Source organism: Thainema salinarum CENA647 (assembly GCF_057732415.1).
The window spans coordinates 945,884-969,548 of record NZ_JBYJZJ010000015.1; the positions used below are offsets into that span (position 1 = coordinate 945,884).

The following is a 23,665-nucleotide window of genomic DNA, read 5'->3' on the forward strand; positions in this document are numbered from 1 at the left end:
TGAGAAGCTTATGGTGTTCAATCCTTCTACATACGTTAATTTTGTCTCAGAAGAAACCGCAGCTAGAGAACGCCTGTTTTTGCAATACCTAGGCTCTCGGGATGATTTCGATATCATCATTGTCGGTTCAGGTATGGGTGGCGGTATTCTAGCCGATGACCTAGCTGAGCGCCTGGGTTCACAGCAGCGCATTCTCGTTTTGGAAGCAGGTTCGTTTCTGTATCCCACCCACGTCTACAACTTTTCCCGTTTCCCCAACTTCAGTCTCGCCAAACACTTTGGCTGCGACACGTTCTGGCAGGCTGGCAACAACACAAGCCAAAACTATATTGGCGAAAAACCACAGCTCAACTTTGGTGGTCGATCAATCTTCTGGTCTGGCCTCATTCCCGCCGTGCAGGACTGGGAACTCGATTACTTTCCAGACTCTGTACGGCAAGACCTGGCAGGGGGACTGCTGGAGCAGGCCGGGAAAACCATGAATGAGTCTCACTCAATGGGATTGACGGCCAAAGCTGTTGTTGAGCAGTTAAGACAGTCGCCGCTCGCGAATGACTTCCACATCCAGGAAACACCTCGCGCCTTGCACCAACCCTACCTGCAAGCAGACGGTACGCCGAGCCACCAATTCTTCACAGAGCCGACGGGTGTGTTCAATACTGCCGAGCTGCTGGTTAACCAACTGGGCCTGACACCGGGAGTAAGTCACGGCGATGGGCCAGGTCTGCACTTGCTGGTAAATCAGTTTGTCGAAGACGTTCAGGATCATGGCAACCACTACCAGATCGTGGCTCGTAATACGCAAACTGGAGCAGCCCGCATCTTCAAAGCGGGTAAGGTGATCCTAGCGGCTGGCTCCATCGAAAGCCCGAAGCTGCTGCGCCGCTCTAGCCTATATCCCTCGCTACCGCAGTCGGTGAAGGATTTAGTGGGTCGAGGATTAACCGACCATCCGACCACAACCGAAGTGACGACCTTTGCTACCAGCATTGGTGGCGTTCCCTTGCGGGCAGACGACCACGCCAAGATTATCTTCTACTCGAAGGGGTTGCGAGACGGCAACAACCAAATCCGCTACCCGTTCAATATCGAGATGAATATCAACCACGAATACTGGCATTTGCGAGAGAATGACCCGCAGGAGGCTGGCCCCAGGCCAAGCGGTGGCGGTGCCCGGATCGATATTAAGTTTAGCTTTGGCAACTGTCTGGACGAGAACAACGAGGTGAAGCCTGCCCCACCGTTTGGCTACGTGCCGGAGGTTGTATTCCGTAACCAAAGCTGGGTGGACTATCTGGCGGGTTCGCGGCTGCCAGCATTTGCTGGGTGGCAAAAGAGTCCCCAGGATATCTGGAACGTGTTGAACCAGTTGACGGGGCAAGTTTTCGGGCAGTTTCAAATCAATGGCCAAACGGCGCAACCGAATGGTTTCTATGGACAGGGCGGCAAAGGGTTTGGTTGGGGAACGGTGCATCACGCGGCTGGCAGCTTGCGGATGCCCTATCGACCCGCACTAGACTCTCCGTTCGCCGCCAACTCAGTGGTTGATGAGGATCTGCGGGTTGTGGGTACGCAGCAGCTCTATGTCTGCGATATGTCGGTGATGCCCCTCAGTTCTACAGCGAACCCGGTTCGGACGCTGGCTGCTCTAGCGCTACGGCTGTCGCAACATCTCAGCTGATTTCTTATAGCAGTGCATTACTCAATAGAACTGCGATCGCAGTTCTATTGAGTTGAGAAAGAAGTGCGATCGCAGTTCCCCAGAACATGACTCAAAAGTGGAAGTGCGATCGCACTTCTCCAAAGCATGGCTCAAAGATGAAGGTGCGATCGCATCTCCCCAGAGCCTGGCTCAAAAGTGGAGGTGCGATCGCATCTCCCCAGAGCCTGGCTCGAAGGTGGAGGTGCGATCTCATTTCTCTAGAACATGACTCAAAAGCGGAGGTGCGATCGCATTTCTGTTGAGTTGAGAAAGAAGTGCGATCGCACTTTGCGTTTATCTATGCCAACCCACTTACACAGACAACAACTACACCGAGACATTCATGAAGGACAAGGATTGGAAGGGTACTGTTCAGTGCTTTGACAACACAGTTAAGTGAGGTTTTGAGTAATATATTGTTAGCTGTGCAGCAGGACGAGTCTGTTGGGCACTGGTCGGCTAAAAGGTGATAGAGTGTAGACCTTGCGTGGTCAGGAGTTCGTGGGTTGAGATGGGGCGATTACAATAGGGGTATGTCAAATAGATTGTGTCAAAGGTAAAAACTCAAGTTGGAAAGCGATCGCTGAATTCAATCGCGAAGCGGTTGAGAGCGGGTTTCCAGTCGCGAATGGGCATGGTCCACTTTTTGGCAATATTTTGAATTGCCAAGTAGATAACTTTTAGGGCAGATTCATCGGTTGGAAAAGCTCGGTGGTTTTTAATCACCTTTCTAAGAGTCATATTCATCGATTCAATCGCATTGGTCGTATAGATTGCTTTACGAATCTCCGGTGAAAAAGCAAAGAAGGGAATAATCCGCTGCCAATGATGAAGCCAAGACCTGCTAATGGTTGGATATTGCTGGTCCCACTGCTCGGCAAACTCAACTAAGCGCTGCTCTGCTTCAGTCTCAGTGCTGGCCGTGTAAATCAGCTTGAGGTCTGCTGCAACCGCCTTACGGTCTTTGTAGGACACATAGCGGAGTGAATTTCGTACCATGTGAACAATGCACAACTGCACCTGGGTTTGAGCAAAGACCGCTTCAATGGCATCGGGAAAGCCAGTGAGGCCATCACAGCAAGCGATGAAGATGTCTTTGAGACCCCTATTTTGCAGCTCTGTGAGCACTTGAAGCCAAAATTTGGCAGACTCGTTCTGGGTCATCCACATCCCCAAGAGTTCTTTGGTGCCAGACAAGTTAACCCCAAGCGCCAAGTGAATCGCTTTGTTGATCACCCGCCCGTCTTGTCTGACTTTGACCACGATGGCATCAAAATAGACGATGGGATAAACCGGGTCGAGCGCGCGATTTTGCCAAATTTTACGCTCCGTTTCAACCGCATCCGTGACGTTCGAGATCAGCCCGGCTGAGACCTCAACGCCATACAGGTCTTGCAGTTGAGCCTGAATGTCACGGGTACTCATGCCCCTGGCATAGAGGGACAAGATCTTGTCATCAAAGCCCTCGAAGCGGGTCTGCCCCTTCTTGACGATGATGGGTTCAAACTCACTGTTGCGGTCACGGGGAACATTGATTTGAGCTTCTCCAAACTCCCCTTTGATGGTCTTCTTGCTGTGGCCGTTGCGGCGGTTACGAGTTGGCTTGACGTCGCTTTCAGGCTCCGCCTGTTGCTCGTCCAGATGGGTTTTCATTTCCGCATTCAAGCAGCGTTCCACCAAAGCCGCCGTGAGCTGCTTAAGAATCCCTCCATCCCCCAGCAGGTCTTCGGGATTCTGATAGCCTTTAAGCAATTCATCCAGGAGTTCAGGTCGAAAAGTCATAGTACGAGTCTCTTAGGTTCAATAGTTCATTAGATCTCATCTCTGACCTTTGACACAATCTAATTTACAATCCCTACAATAGCCCATCGCCATCGCGGGTGTGGTATTGCCGCCGAGGCTCCAATGAGGCCGAACCCAGTTATGCAGCAAGCGCTGCACGTCCAACACCCGTTGCAGTGCGTCCACCGTCTTGGCATAGAGATTCTGCCGCCGTCGGTAGGCACTGGCTCGTCGTCGGATGGCTGCATTGTGTGCCTCGTTGTGGTTCGCATGCACTCCATTGACAGGACTCAGTGCTGTATAGGGATGCTCCGACTTCACCCATACAACCCGCCGCCTGCCTTGAGACCCCTTCACTTTCATCGCCACTTCTAAGCCAAATCTCCAAACCTTGCGGTGCGGGTAACTCGCAGGGGTCTCTGTACGCTTGAGCCAAACGCTGGCAAGTTTCCATAAGGCCAACCCATAGCGCCGCTCCCCATCGGTGAACCAGCGAATGAACCGGGCTGACTTCGCCCAACCCCACGCTGCTGCCGTCCCGGTTTCAAACAACTCCTTATCCTTGCGACCCGCTCGAGCTTCAACCCAGTAGCGGCTGTCTCGTTCGATGAAATGAATTGTCCAGCCTTCGCTCTCACCGGGGGGAAGGTTCTGCCCTACACGGGTATAGACTTCATCGCCTTCGAGCGTCACATCCAACTCCGCTGGTGCAGGGGGCGACCAGTGGTCGATATGACCTGCCAACCGCCGCTCCCAATTGATGATGGTCGAATGAGACTTCGCGAATGAACGCCCGGTGGCTCTCACTCCGAGTCCTTCACCCCGTACGTTGATGGCAGCGGCTACAATGGCTGGGGCAGTTCTTAAGCGAGCCATCGGCGTATGGGTGCGTTCGTTGAATCGTTTTCGGCACTGCCTGCATAAATATCGTTGTTGACGACTCCCATCCTTGAGGGTGGCTGTGCCATTCTTTACGGTTTGTTCACTCTGGCAGCGCGGACATCTCATTGCCTAAAACCAATGCATCACATCCATCTTAGCAATCACCCTCTAGACGACCAGTGCCAGTCTGTTGAAGCAGACAACCAAGTTTAATTTAGTATTGTTGCAGAGCCAGACGATAGCCGCTCAACTTAGCCATTAAGCATAGTATTTTCTGTGTAATCGCTTTTAGTAAAAACTTCAATGTCTAAATTAAGCCGAAATACAGCGGTGGCAATCCTAGTAGTCATTGGTGTGATTACAGCTTCTCCGGTTATCACTGCATTAAATCCAAATGGAATTACATCTTTATACAATGTTGCTTTTAAAGATGATGCTGTCTTGCTGCTAGTAAGGCATCGCCAAGTCATGTTAGGGGTGCTTGGTGCTGCCTTAGTTTATGGAGCATTTTTCTATCATCTGCGGATGGTAGTTATTACTGCTGCTGTAGTCAGTAAGCTTGCTTTTATTGGATTATGTATAACTACCCCGAACTTAACGCCGGGAATTCAGCGGGTTATTTATTTTGATGCAGTGTCGATAGTTCTCTTGCTTATTGCTGCTGTTATATTTCGGCGTTCCCCTTCAGTATGAGACGAACAGACATCACTCGCACAATACTCCACCAAATAGCGGCAAAACTCGACTCCCTGACGAGTGACAACTTCCGTGTCATATAGACGAAATCCAAATTTCTGAAACAATCCCAGGCTAAACTCACTCGCTTCCGCATAGAGGCGTGGAATCTGGTGACGCTCGGCATGATCCAGTACTGCCTTCATCAACGCTGAACCAATTCCCCGATGAAGACAGTCATGCCGCACATAGGCCGACGCCACATGACCATTGGAACCAATTCCAGCAAAGCCCACCATTCCCGTCTCGTCTTCTGCAACGTAGGTCGTCACATCCAAAATAAACCGTCGAAACTGCTCTAAATCGGTTGCAGAGGAGGCCCAGGCTGCCATTTGAGCGGGCGTATAGTGCTGGGTCGCATGGGTCACAACGGTTTGACGGTACAAGTCCGCTAATTCCATCACATCGGCTTCGTCGGCCACTCGCATCTTTATCATCGTTATATCCAGTCTGTCGTTGTCGGCTCAAATATTCAGTCGGTTCTCCTATCATCAGAGCTAACTCTGCAAATAGAAGTCTGAGTTGTCGGTATTCGATACGCTGAGTATTGGTCAGGTTGGAAATTGTAATCCCTATAGTTCTACACTGAAACTTGAATAGATGAAGGAAAAAGCCTCATGGACATAACTCACAGCAGCAAAATACCGGAGATACTAAAAACCCATGAGGCAGATTTAATATCAGAGTGGAATCAGGAGTTAGCGGCGACCAATACGCGGAAGGGATTAATCAAGGAAGCCGAACTGCAAGAAGAATGCCGAGAATTTCTCCGATTGCTACGTGATGCCGCACAAGAGGGCAACTTGACCAACATTCAGGCTCCCGAATGGCGCGAGGTGCGAGAGATGTTGACGAGCATTTCGCGATCGCGTTCTCAAAAAGGCTTCACGCCGACCGAAACAGCCATGTTTATCTTTTCCTTCAAACGTCCGCTGTTTAGCCGACTGGGGCAGCAACTGCACGATCCGACTGAATTAGGAGAAGAGATTTGGCTAGCAACAGACCTGCTGGATCGGCTGGGATTGGTGATCATGGAAGCTTACCAAAAGGCGCGGGAGGAGGTAATTCTGCGACAGCAGGAAGAATTAATGGAGCTATCTACCCCCGTTGTTAAGCTGTGGAACGGCATTTTAGCCTTGCCGATTATTGGCACCTTGGATAGCGCTCGTACTCAGATCGTGATGGAGTCGCTGTTGCAGAAAATTGTTGAAACGGGTTCAGAGGTGGCCATCATTGACATTACAGGCGTTCCCACCGTCGATACCCTGACGGCGCAACATCTATTGAAAACCGTGACTGCTGCCCGTCTGATGGGAGCCGACTGTATTATCAGCGGAATTCGGCCTCAAATTGCCCAAACAATCGTCTATTTGGGTATCGATCTGGTTGGTGTGACAACGAAAGCAACGTTAGCCGATGCCTTCGTCACCGCACTGAAACGGATGGGAACTAATGTGGCTCAAAAGTAGCGAATAGGAGAAACCGATGGAGCGTATTCCCATCCTGCAAATGGGCGAATTCTTGCTTGTCACCATCCAGGTCGATATGCACGATCGCATGGCCACAACCCTCCAAGATGACTTGACTAACCGCATTAGCAAAACTCATGCTAACGGAGTCTTAATTGATATTTCCGCCTTGGAAATTGTAGATTCTTTTATTGGTAGAATTCTAGGCAACATTGCCAAAATGTCGCAGGTGATGGATGCAGAAACCGTTGTAGTCGGGATGCAGCCGGCTGTTGCCATTACGCTGGTGGAGTTGGGGCTGTCTCTGACCGGGATTCGCACGGCGTTAAATGTAGAAAAAGGCATGGCACTGTTACGATCATCAAGTGATGAATCCCAAAATAGCCAGATCGCTGCGACTGAATGGGGTATCGAGAGCAATGCAGAAGATTGAAATCATTCCTATTCAATCGTCTGTAGATGTCGTTTTAGTACGGCAAATTGTGCGCCAGTTTGCGATTGAGATTGGCTTGGGTTTAGTTGATCAAACCAAAATTGTGACAGCGGCTAGCGAGTTGGCGCGCAATACGTTGGACTACGGGGGAGGGGGCAGCATGACGCTGAAAACCCTCCAGGAAGGAATGCGGCGCGGACTCAGCCTGACTTTTGAAGATCAGGGGCCAGGAATTCCAGATATTGATCTGGCGCTGAGGGATGGATTCACGACGGGTAGCGGCTTGGGCATGGGGTTAGGGGGTGCTAAGCGGCTGGCCAATGAGTTTGAGATCAAGTCTGTGGTGGGACAAGGAACCTGGGTGACGATTGTACGATGGAAGTAACACGAGGACATCCGCTTGAGGGAATCTACTGCGATCGCAGTTACAGAACAAAGCCAGACCGGAGAGGCACGAAGAGCTTCATTGGCCTTAGCGAGTCGGCTGGGATTTAAGGAAACGGCACGAGGCAAGGTTGGCATCCTGGTCACAGAGGTGGCCAATAATTTGGTACAGCACGGTGGGGGCGGAGTGATTCTGCTCCGGGCGATTGTGCAAAGTCCCACAATTGGCATCGAGGTGCTGGCCCTCGATCGCGGCCCCGGCATGGCCGATGTGGCAGCCTGTTTGCAAGATGGCTATTCCACCGCTGGCACGTCCGGCAATGGGCTGGGGGCAATTCGTCGCCTCTCCAGCTTTTTTGATATTTACTCCTGGCCCAGCAAAGGAACGGCTCTGCTGGCCCACCTGTGGCCCACCCCAGAGCCTCCCCCACCCGAGGGAAACTTAGATATTGGCGTGGTGTGTTTACCGAAGCAGGGCCAGGACGTTTCCGGCGATGACTGGGCTTGTCACGCTGAGCCGTCCCGCCATCTGCTGCTGGTAGTCGATGGCTTAGGGCATGGGCCTGCTGCCGCTGCTGCCGCTGCCGCTGCGATTCGAGCGTTCCAAGAGTGCGCTCACCAATCACCTCAGCACATTGTCGAAGCGACTCATGCTGCCCTGCGGAGTACAAGAGGAGCCGCATTAGCGATCGCAGAAATTGAATTTGAGCAGCAGACCCTGCGCTTTGCCGGAATTGGCAATATTGCGGCCAGTATCTCTGCCGCCACAGAACATCATAATCTAGTCTCCTATAACGGCACCGTAGGACATGAGGTGCGCAAGATTCACGAATTCAGCTACCCCTGGTATCTAAACGGGCTGTTGATCATGCATTCGGACGGCTTGGGCACCCAGTGGAAGCTCGATCGCTACCCCGGCCTGAGCCACAGACATCCTGGACTGATTGCCGGAGTTCTCTACCGCGATTTTCACCGGGAGCGCGACGATATCACCGTGCTAGTGGCGAAAGGAACCGGATCATGAAAGTCCTCTTCACGCTTGAAATTCACTACGAACAGGATGTTGTACAGGCCCGACAGCGAACTCGCGACCTGGCAGAGCAATTGGGATTTGATGGACAAGATCAGGCCAGACTAGCCACGGCTGTGTCTGAAATTGCCCGCAATGCCTTTCAATATGCCAAGGGTGGCAGAGCTAAATTCTATGTAGAAGAAAGCCCACAAACGTTCCTCATTCAGATACAGGATCAGGGCAAAGGCATTCTGCATCTGACCGATATACTGGCAGGGCGCTACCATTCCACTACGGGCATGGGGCTGGGCATTATTGGCACCCAACGGCTAATGGATGTATTTGAAGTGGAATCGGTACCCGGACAGGGAACGACGGTGACGATGGGCAAAGCCCTGCCAAAGCGAGCTCCCATTCTCACAGACTGGCAGGTGCAGCAAATTCAGGAAGCTGTGCTGGGGCGATCGCCCCAAAATCCCTACGAAGAAATCCAGCGCCAAAACCAGGAACTGCTGCGGGCGATGGCGGAACTGCGCAGGCGTGAGGAAGAACTGACCAAACTCAACCGAGAGCTAGAAGATACCAATCGGGGTGTGATTGCTCTCTATGCCGAACTGGATGAGAAGGCCAGTTCGCTACAGCAGGCCAATGAGCTGAAAACTCGCTTCCTGTCCAATATGAGCCATGAGTTTCGTACCCCGCTCAACTCCATTCTGTCGCTGTCCCGCATGCTGCTGTCTGGCATTGATGGCGACTTGACGCCGGAGCAAGAGAAGCAAGTGGTCTTCATGCAAAAAGCAGCCGATGGCCTATCTGAATTGGTCAACGATCTGCTGGATTTGGCCAAGGTAGAAGCGGGCAAAACCGAAGTGCGGCCCAGTACCTTTGCCGTCAGCGACTTGTTTGCTACTCTCCGGGGGATGCTGCGTCCCCTGATGGTGCAGGGTTCCTCTGTCTCGCTGGTGTTTGTCGAACCGGAGGATTTGCCCCCGCTGTATAGCGATGAGGGGAAAATTGCCCAAATTCTCCGCAATTTCATCTCAAATGCACTCAAGTTCACCGAGCAAGGGGAAGTGCGGATCACAGCGGTGCAGGCTGGTTCTGCGATTCGCTTTTCCGTATCAGACACAGGCATCGGCATTGCTTCAGACGACCAAGAGCGGATTTTTGAGGATTTTGTGCAGATTGAGTCGCATCTGCAACGGCAGGTGAAGGGGACAGGGCTAGGTTTACCGCTCTCCCGCAAGTTAGCAGAGGTCATGGGCGGTACTGTTCTGGTCAAAAGTGCATTGGGGCAAGGTTCTACCTTTTTGCTCTCCATTCCCATCGTGTACCCTCAAACGGCTGAGGGTTCCGCCTCAGTACAGCCCCTTGTCCTGAACCCCATTCACTTACCTGTCTTGGCTGTTGAAGATCATGCGGAAACGCTGTTTGTTTATGAAAAACACCTGCAAGAGTCCCGCTATCAGCTCGTTGCAGCTCGTACTCTAGCTCAGGCGAGGCAGTCCTTACAGCAAATTCGGCCAGCCGCAATTATGCTGGATATTTTACTAGAAGGGCAGAATGGATGGACGTTCCTGCGCGAACTGAAAGGGGATGAGGCGACTCGCAATATTCCGGTTGTGGTGATTACGGTTGTGAATAACGAGAAACAGGCGCTGGCCTTAGGGGCCGATAGCTTCTTAATTAAACCCGTAGATAGATTGCCTTTGCTGAATAAGCTTAATAGTCTGGTTTATCGCGGCAAAATTCAGAAACTCTTACTGATTGACGATGATCCAGCCTATCGATATGTGATACATCAGTTATTAATAGACAGCCCATTACACATTCTGGAGGCGACAAGTGGCCGAGAAGGAATAGCGGTAGCTGAGCGTGAGCAGCCCACGGCTATTTTACTGGACATAGAAATGCCCGAAATGAGTGGGTTAGATGTCCTGGATCAGTTACAGCAAAATCCTGTGACTCAAACCATTCCGGTTATTATTCATTCGTCTATCCAGTTAGATTTAGACACTCAGAGCCGCTTAACCCAAAAAGGTGTGGCGATTTTTTCTAAGGAAAAAACGTCTCAAGCGGCGGCAGCCTCCCACCTGCGAGAGGTTCTTGTTAAAGCCGGGCTGATTCTAGACGCTTGAGGAAGCACTCCATGTTTGAGCCAGGAGGAACAATCCTGCATGTAGATGATAACGAAGCCAATCGTTACGTTGTAACGCGGGTCTTGCAAAATGCAGGGTTTAATGTCGTGGAAGCGGCAACGGGAACCGCCGGACTGGAGGCGATTGCCCAGCACCAACCTGACCTGGTGATCTTGGACGTGAAACTGCCTGATCTGAGCGGCTTTGAAGTCTGTCGCCGGATTAAATCAGATCCCAAAACCACCTTTATTCCCGTATTGCATCTCTCGGCCAGTTTTGTCAAAAGCCAGGACAAGGCCGAGGGGTTAGACAGCGGTGCAGATGGATATCTGGCGCAGCCCGTTGAGCCGATTGAGCTACTGGCAACGGTGCGATCGCTACTTCGCATTCGGCAGGCAGAGGAACTGGCGCTGGCTTCGGCGCGGGAATGGCAAACTACCTTCGATGCCATCAATGACAGCGTATGTCTCGTTGACCAGCAAGGACGAATTCTACGCTGCAATCAGGCGATGATCAGGCTTTTAGATAAACCCGCCCAAGATATTTTAGGGCAGGTTCACCATGAGTTGATGGATTCCGCCCTAGGAGTGGGCGATGGCTCCTGTTTTCACCAGGCGAAAGAAACGCACCAGCGCCAGGTTTTAGAACTTCAGAGTCGCGATCGCTGGTTTGCCAAAACGGTAGACCCGGTTTTGGATGACGCTGGTAACTTTACGGGGGCAGTTTTAATCCTAGTTGATATCACCAATCGCAAACGGATTGAGGCGGAGCGTCAGCAAGCCGAAATTGAGTTACAGGAACGCAATCAACGCCTGGATGCGCTCTATGAAACGACCCGTGAGCAAGCCGAACAACTGCGCCAGGCCAACCGGATTAAAGATGAATTTCTGGCGGTACTGTCCCATGAGTTGCGATCGCCCTTGAATCCCATCCTGGGCTGGGCCAAAATTTTGCAGATGGGCCAGCAGGATGAGGCCAAAACTCGATACGCCCTCGAAACGATTGAACGCAATGCCAAATTACAGGCTCAACTGATTGAAGACTTACTGGATGTATCTCGTATTCTTCAAGGCAAGCTGAGTCTGAAGACAGCGGCAGTGAGCTTACCCTTTACGATCAAAGCCGCGATTGAAACGGTGCGGCTAGCCGCTGAAGCAAAATCGATTCGGATTCAAACTCAGTTTGAACCCGACGTTGGCAAAGTACTGGGGGATTCGAGTCGTCTGCAGCAGATCGTTTGGAACCTGCTCTCCAACGCCATCAAATTCACGCCTCAGGGTGGAAACGTGCAGGTGCGGCTAGAAGAAGTCAGCAGAGAGTTAGGGAGTGAAGGCGTTAATGCGTTAAGGAGTCAAGCACAAACTACTCCATCAACCGATCACGCTTATGCGCAAATTACGATCCGTGACTCTGGCCAGGGTATCTCCGCCGACTTTTTACCCCATGTTTTTGATTATTTTCGGCAGGAAGACAGCAGCACAACCCGTAGCTTTGGGGGATTAGGATTGGGATTGGCAATCGTTCACCATTTGGTTGAACTGCATGGCGGCACGATTCAAGTAGCGAGTTCAGGAGAAGGACAGGGTGCCACGTTTATCATTAAACTGCCTATCCTAGTGGCTACCAAGCGGGATACAGATCGTTCGCTACCTCCTGATACGCCCGATCTGAATCTTAAGGGTTTGCGCGTGCTGCTTGTCGATGATGAGCGAGATTCGCGAAATTTAGTAACCTTTTTGCTAGAACAGCATAGAGCAAGCGTTACATCCTTAGAGTCGGCTTGTGAAGCGTTGAGGCAATTGACCCAGGCAGAATTTGATTTGCTGATCAGTGATATTGGCATGCCCGAAATGGATGGTTATGCACTAATCCGCTGCGTAAGAGAACAGCTATCTGACCAGAATAAAAATATTTTAGCGATCGCACTTACTGCCTATGCCGGAGAAGGTGATCAACAGCAAGCATTAGCGGCTGGATTTCAGCAGCATATTACGAAGCCGATTGAGCCGGAAACATTGATACAAACGGTTTGGGCCTTAGTAAACCATGTGTGAGTTGCAAACGAGTAGTTTACTTACCCAAGACCGTCACGATGCGATCGCACGCCAGGATTGCGACAAGACCGTTCCGGCAGAACGAGCAAACACGACGGTAAGCAGTAGACCTACTAACAAATCCGGTATGGGGGATTGGGTCAGCAACACTAATCCGGCAGCAACCAAAACGGAAGTATTGGCAATAATGTCATTGCGAGAGCAGAGCCAAACGGAAGACATATTCAAGTTGTCTTGGCGATGACGGGTCAGCAGCAGCAGGCAGATCAGGTTAGCCACCAGCGCCAGAAAGCCAATAATCCCCATAAGTTCTGCGGTTGGTGTGGCCTCAGTCACAAACTGGTAAATGGCACGGGCGAAAACCGCGATCGCAAAACCGAACATAATCACTCCCTTCAGTAAAGCAGCTCCTGCCTGTGCTTTGGCGCTGCGATGAATCACATAGAGGCTAGTGCTATAGACTAAAGCGTCCCCTAGCATATCTAGAGAGTCCCCGGTCAGTGAAAGGGAATCGGCTCGGAGACCCGCCCCAAACTCCACAAAAAACATGACCAAATTAATCCCCCCACTACTCTTCTCAGGATTAGCTTGGATGTTTATAACCTTTTGGATGCCAATGTTTTTTCTTTTCAAGGAAATGAAACCTCTAATCCAGAATAGCTGCCTCGTTTAATTAGTAGCAGTCTGCTAGAAGGGGCTATCCAATTGCTACACTGAGTTGTAGGTTTGCTTAGAAGTGCAGCATTATGACAGAACTGCTCAAAAGAATCACGATTAACCCTAGACAGTGTGGCGGTCGTCCCTGCATTCGAGGGATGAGAATTCGGGTGTCAGATGTTTTAGATTTGTTTGCTGCTGGACTGAGTGCGGAAGAAATCTTAGAAGAGATGCCTGATCTTGAGGCAGATGACCTGAAAGCGGCACTTGTATACGCATCGCGTAAGCTCAACCATCCAGTATTGGTAGCATGACCATTTGGATTGATGCACAGTTGTCGCCTGCGATCGCAACTTGGATTAACAGCACTTTTGGAGTGACAGCATTAGCTTTACGAGATATTGGTTTGAGAGACGCTGAAGATCCTGAGATTTTTGAGGCAGCAAAGGCTCAAGGCGTTATTTTTATGACTAAAGACAGTGATTTTGTTGATCTAGTTGATCGTTTTGGTTCACCACCGCAAATTATATGGTTGACTTGCGGTAACACCTCAAATGCACAGTTGCGAGAAGTTTTGAGTGCTACTTTGCCAAAAGCATTAGAGCTTTTACAATCTGGTGAAGCTTTAGTTGAAATTAGCGGAGATTAGCGACGCAAGCTAAACAACGCCCATGCACCTGAGCCCATGCACCTGACCGTCGAGAGTCTATTTGGTGAGCTTTCGAGGTGATCTGCGGCGGGTGATGGGCAACGTTACAGATCTGCCCAATCCCTAAAATCTTTAATCCACTAACTGCTTCAGCGAATAATTGAGAATTTCGGAGACCCGTCGATCTCGCAATGAATAGTAGGCCAGCTTGCCATCATTGCGATACTTGAGAATCTTCAAGTCCCGCAGTTTGCGCAGGTGATGGGAGGCCGTCGCGACTTTGACGTTCAGTAGAGTAGCGATATCGCAGACGCAGAGTTCCTGGTCGTGGCTGAGGGCATAGAGAATTTTCAGGCGAGAGCGATCGCTTAGCGCGCCAAAGATGATTTGGGCTGTTTCTAGGGTGTCTTCACTGGGCAGCGTGTTCTGAACATGGTTGACCAACTCAGTGTTGAAGCACCGAACCTGGCAAATATCTTTGGGGTTGGAGTTATTCACAAATATCTCAAGGGGTTCATGGGTTCATTATGGCGTATAGACTCCATCTTCAGGATGATTCAGGAGCGAGCAAACGACAGGCTAGCCTTCGTCAGGGCTGGCACAATTCGATCAGACGCTAACTTTCCACCAAACAAATTCCGAGCCACTGGCCCAACGCGCAGTGCGGCCCAAGGCCCCATCAAAAACAGTTCACATCCTGGCCAACGCAAATGCTCATCCAAAACAGGGACTCCGTTGACGATCTCAATCGGATGCTGGTGCAAGATGTCTGCTAGCAGGGGATGAGCCTGAATATCTAAACTTGTCCCTGTTGCCAACCAGATCCGCTGAATAGGTTGATGAGCAATGCAATCATGCACGGCATGGTTATCGCAGCAGATTTGCCACGCATTCCCCAACCACTGAGCGTCGGCTACCTGGCAGTGTTCATAAACGGTGATCTGCCCCTGGTGTTCCAGGCGGCGCAGGCGCGTCATCATGGCCGGTGTGAGTGAGCCACCATTACGAGCCTGTTGCACCTGTTGCCAGCGGATCTGCATATCCGGTTCCGCATGGAAGTGCTTGAGATACTTTGGCCCCAGCCATCCGGGTTCCGCATCAAATATTTTTTCCTGAAAAGTACGCCGCGCCATCATCACAACTTTGGCACCGCGCTGCACGGCCCCGACCGCTAAATGACCACTGGTCAAGCCACTCCCCACGATCAGTACTGTTTCACCTTTGAGGGACGTTAAGTCTGGCAGTCTCACCTGATTGGTATGGCACAGGCGATCTGCTGGATAAGGCGAATCAAGCCGCTTTACCCAATCCGGAATAGACATCTGTCCCCCTCCCGTTGCCAGCACCACGCGTCGAGCGAGCACTATTGCCCCTGTGTGCAGGGTTAGTCGAAAGCGAGACGGCTTTTGTCGCAAGGGTTCCAACTGAACGACTTGAGCGGGAGTGACCCAATCCTGCAGTTGCCAACGCTGAACTACCGTGTCGCAGAACTCTCGAAATAAGTGAGTACCGGGTCGATCATAGGGGGGATGCAGTTCGTGATGTCGTCCTTCGGCAAAGGTTCTGAGTGCGTGAGGATTGGGATCGGGATGATGAACAGCGGGCGATCGCAACTGGGCAATTTCCTGAGCGGCAAACTGCTGATGCCACTGCGTCATCCAGCTGCCGCTAGGGTCAAATACTTGAATTCGCTGGCGGAGTTTTGCCTTCTTTTGCAGCAAGTGGGTTACCAGGGTCAATGCTTGAGGCCCAGCGCCGATGATAGCGATATCGGTTTGCATGTTGGTCATGAGGGTTTACGCGGTCAATAAACGAGTAATGGAGAAAAGGAAGTATCACCGCCGCACGATAGTTCAGGGGACGGATGATGGGTTAGCCCCAACCCTTTGAGTTGCTGCGACTTCCCCGACAGCAGGAATAGCGACCCATTTTTTAAAGCACAAATGCTGCGGTAATTGACAGATAAATGTTGAACCTCTACGATAATAAGACAAATTAGAATGATAATCATTATCAAAACTATCAAAAAAGTTAGTTCTTTTAAGCATTTCAGGAGATCGCTCCATGCCTCAACTCTTTCCTTCTCGAACTGCTCTATTGTTGGCCTCCTCTGTGGCAATTGCCTTGGGCCTGGGTAGTTGCGCCACTAATACCCCCACTAGCGAAACCGAGTCCTCAGATGCGACTGATGCGGAAGTGGCCGCTGCTCCAGAAGATGCGTTGCAAGTGGTGACGACGTTCTTGCCCATTACTCAGTTCACGACAGCCGTGGCAGGCGATCGCGCTGAAGTCGTGCAGCTGCTGCCAACAAACGTTGGCCCCCATGAGTATCAAGCTAAGCCGGGCGATGCCCAAGCGCTCGCCAATGCTGATGTGCTGGTCAAGAATGGTCTGGAAATGGAGTTCTTCCTGGACGACATGATCGAGAATGCCGAAAATGCTGATCTAGCGATCATCGACTCCAGTGAAGGCATTGCTACCCTCGCTGCCGATGCAGAACATGGCCATAGCCACGGGGAGGATCATGACCACGCAGAGGGCGAAGAACACGACCACGATCATGATCATGCCGAAGGCGAAGAACACGATCATGCTGAAGGCGAAGCTCATGCCGAAGGCGAGGAGCATGATCACGCTGGCCACGGTCATGCTCATGGTGAATTTGATCCTCATGTTTGGTTAGATCCCAAGCGGGCGATCGAGCAGGTAGAAAACATTCGGGATGGACTGATTGCAGCTGATCCAGAAGGTGAAGCCGAATACACCGCCAATGCCGCTGCCTTTATTGCCGAACTGGAAGCGCTGGATGCCGAAATCACCGAAAAGCTGGCTCCCTTTACGGGACAAACCTTTGTGGTATTCCATAACTTCGCGTCTTACTTTGCCGACAGCTATGAGCTGGAATCCGAAACGCTGGTAGGCATTCCGGAAGAGAATCCGTCTCCTGAAGACGTGAAGCAAGTGATGGAAACGGTGCAGGCCGAAGGTCTAAAAACGATCATGACCGAACCCCAGGCCGGGCAGGAATCCTTTGATGCGATCGCAAATGATCTCAACATCAAGGTCGGTGTGTTTGACCCCCTTGAAACCGGCCCCGCTACCGCAATTCAGCCGCAGTACTACCTGGACACCATGCGCCAGAACGCTGATAATCTCGCGACTTCCTTTGAGACATCCGATCAGGCGTGGCTGCCACTCTGGGTGCCCCAACCTGTGGCGGTTGCGCCCCAGCGGGTAGGTCTGCGGTTTTGATGCTAGTTCAGTGCTGAGCAAGGAGTCATGACTTGAGCGATCCGGTTTTAGTCATTGAGGGGTTAACGGTTTACCGTGAAACTCACCGAGCTGTGGAGAATGTGTCGTTTGCGGTGCAACCCGGAACAGACACCGCCATCATCGGCCCCAACGGAGCTGGGAAAAGTACTCTAATTCAAGCGGTGCTGGGCATTTTGCCGCGCCAATCGGGAGACGTGTTTGTGCTGGGGCATCCTTTGTCTGCCAGGGGTTATTTACCGCCCAAGGTGCGCCAGGGCATTGCTTACCTGCCGCAAAACTTCTTGTTTGATCGCCGCATTCCCATCACCGCGTCTGAGCTGGTGGGCTTGGGCTGGGATCGAGTGGGGCTGCAACTGCCGTGGGTCGGTGGCCGGGCGCGTCGTCATGCGGTGCGAACAGCGTTGACCCAAGTGGAGGCTTGGCACCTGCGCGATCAGCTCGTGAGCAGCCTTTCGGGTGGAGAAACCAAACGGGTGCTGCTCGCCTACTGTCTAGTGCGGCCCCGCTCCCTCTTGATTTTGGATGAAGCCCCAGCCGGGTTAGATGTACGCAGTGAATCTGATTTTTATCAGCTGCTCTATCAACTGAAGCGGGAGCAGGGATGGGCGATTTTGCAGATTTCCCACGACCTGGATATGGTGCGTCGCAACTGCGATCGCGTCTTCTGCATGAACCGGAGACTGCTGTGCCAGGGGCCTCCCGATCATGCCCTGGCTCCTGAGCAGTTATCCCTTGCCTATGGGCCTGATCTGGTTCGCTATCACCATTCTTGTTCGGGCAAGGGGGAGTAAGGGAGTGGGGAGTGGGGTTATTGATTTTTTTGGAGAGCGCGGAGGAGGGCACGCAGCAATTTACCTGTAGATTCACATTGAGCGAGGATGGGTTGAGCGATTTCTGTCGTGATTATTTCTACCCGCACGGCAAGGATCAGATGGGTCTCTAGTTCTTTTAGAGAACCCTGAGCAATCCGCAGAAATTTAATATATTCATTTCGATATTCTCGTCCATAGCCTTCAGCAATATTGGCTGGAACTGAAACCGCTGCTCTCCGAATTTGTGAAACCATGCCATAAATTTCTTCCCTCGGAAATGTCCTCGTGATGCGATAGCAAACTTCCGCCAACGCCATTCCCTGTTGCCAAACTTCCAAATCCCGATAAGACTGAATTTTTCCCACCACCATTACACCCCAAAACCCAATTCTCTCTTTTCCTATTCTTCCCACCTGCCATTCCTCACTTCCCCTTTCCCCACTCACCTTATGCCTACCGAACTCACCCGTGTTATCGAACTTTTCCAACTACCCTTTATGCAGCGAGCACTGATGGGTGGTGTATTGACCGGACTGATGGGCGGCTTGTTGGGCAGCTTTACGATCCTGCGGCAGCTTTCTTTCTTTAGCGATGCATTAGGTCATTCTGCCTTGCTGGGCATTAGCATTGGGCTGCTGCTGGGGTTCAATCCCTCCTGGGTACTGCTGCCTTTTGCGGTGGTGTTTGCCCTAGTCGTCACTTATTTTCTGGAACGGACTCAGCTCTGGACTGATGCCCTGTTGAACATCATTTACTCTTCCTCCCTGGCGGTGGGCATCATTTTGCTCAGCTTTCGGGACGAATATCAGGGAGGCATTACGAACATTCTCTTTGGCGACATTCTGGCCGTACAAACTGCTGATCTAATCTTCGGTACCTTGCTGTTGGCGGTGTGCGCGGGGTTCATTGGCTTGACGTTGCGATCGCAAATTCTCCTCACTCTGAATGAACCAATGGCGATCGCGCGGGGGGTAAACGTCTCGGCCCAGCGCACCGCCTTTATTGTGCTGCTTTCTCTGGTGGTGGGCATCTCCATTAAAGCGATTGGCGTCTTGCTAATCAGTGCCTTTGTCGTCATTCCAGCCTGTGCCGCCCGTCTGCTCAGCCGCAACTTTTCCCACTACATCCTGATCTCCGCTGTCCTGGGAGCTGTGAGCGCCGTCATTGGGATGCTCCTGTCCGCTCTATTCGACCTCCCCTCTGGCCCCAGCATCGTTACCGTTCAACTGGCCATTTTTCTGCTGGCCATTCTGATTCCCAAAGCTCGCGTTCTGGCTTCCTGAACCATGACCCAAATTCTTGATGCCCTGCCCACCCAACTGCCAAACAGAGTTTTGTGCAGCTATCACAACCCATCATCTGACTTACAGATTGCTCGAATTTCCAACATTGCCCATTGGTATTTCGAACGCGTTGTATTTCCGGGTGACTTACTCCTCTTTGAAACCGTCGCAGAGGCCATACTCGAAATTTACAGTGGTGATGGCATCACCACACTACAGGCCGATCATATTCCCTGCGATCGCTTGCAGATCGCAACACCGATTTCATCCACGATTTTGAGGTCGATGAGATGACTGCTTCATTATCAGAACTGGCTCCCAAGCGAGGAATGCCTGTTACCCTAATCACCGGATTCTTGGGCAGCGGCAAGACCACGCTACTCAACCACATTCTGACCAATCGGCAGGATTTGAAGGTGGCAGTGCTGGTCAATGAGTTTGGCGACATCAACATTGATAGTCAATTGCTGACATCGGTTGATGCAAACATGGTAGAGCTGAGCAATGGCTGTATCTGCTGCACCATCAACGACAGTCTGGTGGATGCCGTATTTGCCGTGCTGGAGCGGGAGGAACGGATTGACTATTTAGTGGTTGAAACCACCGGATTAGCGGATCCACTGCCGATCATGATGACGTTTTTGACTACGGAGCTACAAGCCTTCACGGATCTAGATTCTGTGATTACCGTGGTAGATGCGGAAGCCTTTACCGAAGACCACTTCAGCAGTGGTGCGGCTCTTAGTCAGTTGGTCTACGGCGACATCATCTTGCTGAATAAGACGGATTTGGTGTCAGAGGACAAGCTAACCCAGCTAGAAGCCTACATTGACAGCATCAAAGAGCAGGCCCGATTCCTGCGATGCTCGCTAACGGCGGCAGCCAACAGCTTGCCTTTGTCAGCTTTGCTGGATGTGGGATTGGCTTCCCCGCCCGCTCTGCTGCCGACAGAAGACTCTTGGAGCCAGTCCCAACCTGGCACCTCGACTCATCTGTCCCAGGATGGCTTTGTCTCACTGCCTTTTAAGAGCGATCGCCCCTTTAATGTGACCCGATTCGAACACTTTTTAACAACCCAACTCCCCGCCACCGTCTTTCGAGCAAAAGGAATTCTTTGGTTTGAAGAAACTAAGGAAAGCTGCATCTTTCAGCTCAGCGGCAAGCGGTGCAGCATTACTCCGGAACCCTGGAAAACGACACCTAAAAATCAGCTTGTATTCATCGGTCGTCAGTTGAACCCCCTGCAACTGCATCAGCAGCTAACGAACTGCTTGGCAGGCAAGCTGCTCCAGCTTTAGTAATGTTTGTCAACTAAGAGAAAAGCGATCAGAGATAACTGGCCAAGAGTCAAACCCAAATTTATGCCGATCAACAGCCCATGACTGCACTATCACCAACACCGCAGCTCGATAAATTCGTTCAGCGCCTTCAACAAACCGCTGATAACAAGAAGCGCTATGAATATTTGCTGTGGTTTGCAAAGCGATTGCCGCCCTTTCCGGCATCTGATAGGACGCCTGAAAACAAGGTAGCTGGCTGCGTCTCACAAGTCTATATTACGGCAACCCTAATGGAGGGAAAGTTGATATTTTATGGGGATTCTGACGCTCTCATTACTAAGGGGCTAGTTGGATTGTTGATTGAGGGTCTGAATGGCTTATCCCCAGATACGATTCTTCAGCTCAAACCGGATTTTATTCAAGAGACCGGGCTGAGTGTCAGCTTGACCCCGTCTCGCGCCAATGGGTTTTATAACATCTTCAAGATGATGAAGGCCAAAGCCTATCAGTTACAGCATCACCCCGAACCCTGAACCACTCCACCCTAAAACCAGTTCATCTTCATTGGTCGCCAGTTGAACCCGTTGCAACTGCACCGACTGCCTCAACAATTGTTTGGCCGGTAGCTGTGTCTCTCGACTGTCTGAGCGAGAGATGGCCAAACCCCGCTTGGGCTGACCTTCGGCTAGGCCGGAGTAACCTGACGTTTGTGGATTATAATATGAGAATGATTATCGTTCTCCCCTAGGAGCGCGTTCCATCTAGGGGGAAACAGAAGCTTTCCCCTCTTTCTAACCCTAGTTAAAAATTATCCATGACCTTATCCATTTCTCGTGACGAGTTCCAACCTAGTTCAATCAAAACTAAAGCCGACTTCCCCGTCTCCGACCAAGAGATGGAACAGGCCGTCCGCACACTGCTGCTAGGTTTGGGCGAAGACCCCGATCGCGAAGGGTTAGTCGATACTCCGAAGCGAGTTGTCAAAGCCCTGAAGTTTCTCACCTCCGGCTATCACCAATCCTTGGATGAGCTGCTCAACGGAGCCGTCTTTCACGAAAACGCCAACGAAATGGTGTTGGTGCGCGACATCGACCTGTTCAGTTCCTGCGAGCACCACATCCTACCAATTCTGGGTCGCGCCCATGTCGCCTACGTTCCCGACGGCAAAGTCATTGGCCTCTCCAAAATTGCTCGCATCTGCGAGATGTATGCCCGGCGTCTGCAAGTGCAGGAACGACTCACCGCCCAAATTGCCGATGCCCTGGAAGGTCTGCTGAAACCCCAAGGTGTTGCCGTCGTCGTCGAAGCGAGTCACATGTGTATGGTGATGCGTGGCGTTCAAAAGCCGGGTTCCTGGACGACTACCAGTGCTATGCGAGGCGTCTTTGCCGAAGATCCTAAAACTCGCCAAGAGTTTATGAGCCTGATTCGTCACCGTCCAGCATTTCACTAGAAACGTTCAGAAAGTTTGTCAATATTCAGTCCATCAACTTCAATTTTTACTGTTCCTATGCCACACCTTGTCGTCGTCTCTGGCCCTTCTGGCAGCGGCAAAACCACTTGGTTAAGCCAGTTCTTGCAGGAGCAATCTCATCCCGTCTACTATGCCAGCCTGGGGCTAGGAGATGCCTCTGTTGATCTAGTCCGTATTGGCTATCGATTCCCGTGGGTACAGGTTGTGCCCGAAAGCCAGCTTAACGAGACGCTAGCAGACTTACCGGACACCGCTACCGTCTATCTTGAAATCGGATTTCAGCTTGATTTAGAGTCGCTGATTTGGCTGGAATCAGCCTGCGATCGCATTGCTGTTTTACCCCCTGACTCGCCAGCCTCGGATTGGCACGACTGGGCCGATCAGGTAGTGACTGGAAATGCGATCGCAGTTGCAGGTGAAGCACATTTACCGGAAATTTGGCACACATCACTGACGGGGCAGGTCTTTGATCCACCGAGCTTAGATGAACTGTTGATAGAGCTGACAGGTGGAGCCTATGGCCATGTACACCGCGTGAAGGGCGTCTTTGAACTACCCGATGGCCGTGCCTTCTACGTTGATTTTGTCGAGGGACTGCCCGGCCTTGAATATACCGAACTCAACCTGCCGCGCTGGTTGGACGGGCGACCCCAACGCCCAAGCGGGATTGAGGTCGTCGGCTGGGATCTACAGCAACAGCTCATTGCCTTGACGCTGCTAGATAGCTGTTTGGCCGATAGTGCGATCGCGCAACACCAGCAGTACTACCGAGATGCAAATGCAATCAATGCCATAGAAGAAGAGGCGACTGTGAGATGAAACTAGCGGTTATATCCTGCATCCACGGTAACTATGAAGCTCTGAATGCAGTGCTATCGGATATTGATCAGCAGCGGGCTGACCAAATCTATTGTTTGGGCGATCTGGTTGGCTATGGCCCTTACCCCAACGCCGTAGTGGAAATGATTCGTTCTCTAGACATCCCCACCTGCCAGGGCTGTTGGGATGAGGACATTGTGGAAGGGCTGAATGCCTGCGAGTGCAGCTACCCCTCTCAACTGGCCGAAAAGCGGGGCCGTTCAGCCCATGAGTGGACGAATCAGGTCATTCATCCCGAAGTTCGGCAGTACCTGGCTGATTTACCCATGACTCTGCGGGTTGATAATCTTTGCTTTGTCCACGGTAGCCCCAACAGCCAGCACGAATATTTGCTACCAACAATGGATGGTTTTGCGGCCCTAGAGCGAGTGCTCACGGCTGAGGCCGATGTTCTCTTTTGTGGCCACACCCATAAGCCGTATCTGCGCGAACTGGACAATGGCACGCTGGCTGTAAAAGTGCAGCAGCCCGGTCAACCTGAAACCCGCCGAGAATTCACCGCATCTCTCAAACGCATTATCAACGCGGGTTCCGTCGGTGAACCTCGCCACGGCAGACCCAACGCCACCTACGTCCTGTACGACACCGACACGGCCCAGGTCATCCTCCGGGAAGTGCCCTACGACTACGAGAAAACCTGTGCTGCCATTATCGAATTAGGCTTACCTCCCATTTTTGCTTGGCGACTTGCCCAGGGCTTGGAGTTTGCTGAACGGGCCGATGACCCAGGACATGTATGTGCACGATAACTATATTCACGATGGATG

At 51.6% G+C, this 23,665-nt stretch carries 27 protein-coding genes; 19 read left to right on the forward strand and 8 right to left on the reverse strand.

Annotated features, from left to right (window positions below):
* The first annotated feature begins 10 nt into the window (after nt 1-10).
* A complete protein-coding gene (locus AC286M_RS05995) occupies nt 11-1,681 on the forward strand; it encodes a GMC oxidoreductase (protein ID WP_488203503.1) in 1,671 nt (556 codons plus the stop codon).
* A gap of 52 nt (nt 1,682-1,733) precedes the next feature.
* Nucleotides 1,734-1,931, forward strand: a complete 198-nt coding sequence (locus tag AC286M_RS06000; RefSeq protein WP_488203504.1) for a hypothetical protein — start codon at nt 1,734-1,736, stop codon at nt 1,929-1,931.
* A gap of 335 nt (nt 1,932-2,266) precedes the next feature.
* Here the strand turns inward: AC286M_RS06000 and AC286M_RS06005 are convergent, their stop codons facing one another.
* From AC286M_RS06005 to AC286M_RS06015, 3 genes are all read right to left on the reverse strand, one after another.
* Nucleotides 2,267-3,484 carry an IS256 family transposase gene (locus AC286M_RS06005; RefSeq protein WP_488202914.1) on the reverse strand — a complete coding sequence of 406 codons (1,218 nt, stop codon included), beginning with the start codon at nt 3,482-3,484 and terminating at the stop codon, nt 2,267-2,269.
* Between the two features lie 36 nt (nt 3,485-3,520).
* A complete protein-coding gene (locus tag AC286M_RS06010; protein WP_488203505.1) occupies nt 3,521-4,492 on the reverse strand; it encodes an IS1/IS1595 family N-terminal zinc-binding domain-containing protein in 972 nt (323 codons plus the stop codon).
* A 494-nt stretch (nt 4,493-4,986) separates the two neighbouring features.
* Nucleotides 4,987-5,538, reverse strand: a complete 552-nt coding sequence (locus AC286M_RS06015) for a GNAT family N-acetyltransferase (protein ID WP_488203506.1) — start codon at nt 5,536-5,538, stop codon at nt 4,987-4,989.
* A gap of 180 nt (nt 5,539-5,718) precedes the next feature.
* On the opposite strand from AC286M_RS06015, the gene AC286M_RS06020 reads away from it, so the two are divergent.
* Genes AC286M_RS06020 through AC286M_RS06045 form a run of 6 tightly spaced genes read left to right on the forward strand, consistent with a single transcriptional unit; the run spans nt 5,719 to nt 12,591 of the window.
* On the forward strand, nt 5,719-6,570 hold the full coding sequence (locus AC286M_RS06020) for an STAS domain-containing protein (protein WP_488203507.1): 852 nt from the start codon (nt 5,719-5,721) through the stop codon (nt 6,568-6,570).
* A gap of 16 nt (nt 6,571-6,586) precedes the next feature.
* Nucleotides 6,587-7,003, forward strand: a complete 417-nt coding sequence (locus AC286M_RS06025; RefSeq protein WP_488203508.1) for an STAS domain-containing protein — start codon at nt 6,587-6,589, stop codon at nt 7,001-7,003.
* Entirely contained in the window at nt 6,990-7,388 is a 399-nt protein-coding gene (locus AC286M_RS06030; RefSeq protein ID WP_488203509.1) for an anti-sigma regulatory factor, read from the forward strand. Before AC286M_RS06025 ends, AC286M_RS06030 begins: the two co-directional genes overlap by 14 nt.
* A gap of 15 nt (nt 7,389-7,403) precedes the next feature.
* Nucleotides 7,404-8,411 carry a SpoIIE family protein phosphatase gene (locus AC286M_RS06035; RefSeq protein WP_488203510.1) on the forward strand — a complete coding sequence of 336 codons (1,008 nt, stop codon included), beginning with the start codon at nt 7,404-7,406 and terminating at the stop codon, nt 8,409-8,411.
* Nucleotides 8,408-10,537 carry an ATP-binding protein gene (locus AC286M_RS06040; RefSeq protein ID WP_488203511.1) on the forward strand — a complete coding sequence of 710 codons (2,130 nt, stop codon included), beginning with the start codon at nt 8,408-8,410 and terminating at the stop codon, nt 10,535-10,537. The genes AC286M_RS06035 and AC286M_RS06040 overlap by 4 nt, the downstream gene beginning before the upstream one ends.
* Before the next feature lie 11 nt (nt 10,538-10,548).
* On the forward strand, nt 10,549-12,591 hold the full coding sequence (locus AC286M_RS06045) for a hybrid sensor histidine kinase/response regulator (protein WP_488203512.1): 2,043 nt from the start codon (nt 10,549-10,551) through the stop codon (nt 12,589-12,591).
* Nucleotides 12,592-12,624: 33 nt separating this feature from the next.
* On the opposite strand, the gene AC286M_RS06050 is transcribed toward AC286M_RS06045, so the two are convergent.
* Nucleotides 12,625-13,224, reverse strand: a complete 600-nt coding sequence (locus AC286M_RS06050; protein ID WP_488203513.1) for a cation efflux transmembrane domain-containing protein — start codon at nt 13,222-13,224, stop codon at nt 12,625-12,627.
* Nucleotides 13,225-13,337: 113 nt separating this feature from the next.
* Between AC286M_RS06050 and AC286M_RS06055 the strand changes: the two genes are divergently transcribed.
* On the forward strand, nt 13,338-13,562 hold the full coding sequence (locus tag AC286M_RS06055) for a DUF433 domain-containing protein (protein WP_488203514.1): 225 nt from the start codon (nt 13,338-13,340) through the stop codon (nt 13,560-13,562).
* Complete coding sequence (locus tag AC286M_RS06060; RefSeq protein WP_488203515.1) at nt 13,559-13,897, forward strand: DUF5615 family PIN-like protein; 339 nt, start codon at nt 13,559-13,561, stop codon at nt 13,895-13,897. The genes AC286M_RS06055 and AC286M_RS06060 overlap by 4 nt, the downstream gene beginning before the upstream one ends.
* Before the next feature lie 132 nt (nt 13,898-14,029).
* On the opposite strand, the gene AC286M_RS06065 is transcribed toward AC286M_RS06060, so the two are convergent.
* The 3 genes from AC286M_RS06065 to AC286M_RS06075 all read right to left on the reverse strand — a co-directional run bounded on the left by AC286M_RS06065 (nt 14,030) and on the right by AC286M_RS06075 (nt 15,963).
* Nucleotides 14,030-14,395 carry an ArsR/SmtB family transcription factor gene (locus AC286M_RS06065; protein WP_488203516.1) on the reverse strand — a complete coding sequence of 122 codons (366 nt, stop codon included), beginning with the start codon at nt 14,393-14,395 and terminating at the stop codon, nt 14,030-14,032.
* Between the two features lie 59 nt (nt 14,396-14,454).
* Entirely contained in the window at nt 14,455-15,687 is a 1,233-nt protein-coding gene (locus AC286M_RS06070) for an FAD/NAD(P)-binding protein (protein ID WP_488203517.1), read from the reverse strand.
* 63 nt (nt 15,688-15,750) lie between these two features.
* The gene (locus AC286M_RS06075) at nt 15,751-15,963 is read right to left on the reverse strand and encodes a hypothetical protein (protein WP_488203518.1); all 213 of its coding nucleotides are present in this window, start codon (nt 15,961-15,963) and stop codon (nt 15,751-15,753) included.
* On the opposite strand from AC286M_RS06075, the gene AC286M_RS06080 reads away from it, so the two are divergent.
* Together AC286M_RS06080 and AC286M_RS06085 are read left to right on the forward strand one after the other, a co-directional pair.
* Nucleotides 15,962-17,149, forward strand: coding sequence for a metal ABC transporter solute-binding protein, Zn/Mn family (locus AC286M_RS06080; RefSeq protein ID WP_488203519.1), 1,188 nt, complete (start codon nt 15,962-15,964; stop codon nt 17,147-17,149). The genes AC286M_RS06075 and AC286M_RS06080 overlap by 2 nt on opposite strands.
* Nucleotides 17,150-17,181: 32 nt before the next feature.
* Nucleotides 17,182-17,961: a metal ABC transporter ATP-binding protein gene (locus tag AC286M_RS06085; RefSeq protein WP_488203520.1), complete on the forward strand. Its 780-nt coding sequence runs from the start codon at nt 17,182-17,184 to the stop codon at nt 17,959-17,961.
* Between the two features lie 17 nt (nt 17,962-17,978).
* On the opposite strand, the gene AC286M_RS06090 is transcribed toward AC286M_RS06085, so the two are convergent.
* A complete protein-coding gene (locus AC286M_RS06090; protein ID WP_488203521.1) occupies nt 17,979-18,470 on the reverse strand; it encodes a four helix bundle protein in 492 nt (163 codons plus the stop codon).
* 9 nt (nt 18,471-18,479) lie between these two features.
* Here AC286M_RS06090 and AC286M_RS06095 point away from each other — a divergent pair, with 9 nt between their 5' ends.
* The 7 genes from AC286M_RS06095 (at nt 18,480) to AC286M_RS06125 (ending at nt 23,647) form a co-directional block, all read left to right on the forward strand.
* A complete protein-coding gene (locus AC286M_RS06095; protein WP_488203522.1) occupies nt 18,480-19,265 on the forward strand; it encodes a metal ABC transporter permease in 786 nt (261 codons plus the stop codon).
* Between the two features lie 3 nt (nt 19,266-19,268).
* Nucleotides 19,269-19,559 carry a DUF1830 domain-containing protein gene (locus AC286M_RS06100; protein WP_488203523.1) on the forward strand — a complete coding sequence of 97 codons (291 nt, stop codon included), beginning with the start codon at nt 19,269-19,271 and terminating at the stop codon, nt 19,557-19,559.
* Nucleotides 19,556-20,563, forward strand: a complete 1,008-nt coding sequence (locus tag AC286M_RS06105) for a CobW family GTP-binding protein (RefSeq protein WP_488203524.1) — start codon at nt 19,556-19,558, stop codon at nt 20,561-20,563. Before AC286M_RS06100 ends, AC286M_RS06105 begins: the two co-directional genes overlap by 4 nt.
* An 80-nt stretch (nt 20,564-20,643) precedes the next feature.
* Nucleotides 20,644-21,078 (forward strand): SufE family protein, encoded by a 435-nt coding sequence (locus AC286M_RS06110; RefSeq protein ID WP_488203525.1) that lies wholly within the window; start codon nt 20,644-20,646, stop codon nt 21,076-21,078.
* 281 nt (nt 21,079-21,359) lie between these two features.
* Nucleotides 21,360-21,998 (forward strand): GTP cyclohydrolase I FolE, encoded by a 639-nt coding sequence (gene folE / locus AC286M_RS06115; protein WP_488203526.1) that lies wholly within the window; start codon nt 21,360-21,362, stop codon nt 21,996-21,998.
* A gap of 57 nt (nt 21,999-22,055) precedes the next feature.
* The gene (locus AC286M_RS06120) at nt 22,056-22,838 is read left to right on the forward strand and encodes a CobW C-terminal domain-containing protein (protein WP_488203527.1); all 783 of its coding nucleotides are present in this window, start codon (nt 22,056-22,058) and stop codon (nt 22,836-22,838) included.
* On the forward strand, nt 22,835-23,647 hold the full coding sequence (locus tag AC286M_RS06125; protein WP_488203528.1) for a metallophosphoesterase family protein: 813 nt from the start codon (nt 22,835-22,837) through the stop codon (nt 23,645-23,647). Before AC286M_RS06120 ends, AC286M_RS06125 begins: the two co-directional genes overlap by 4 nt.
* Nucleotides 23,648-23,665 lie beyond the last annotated feature (18 nt).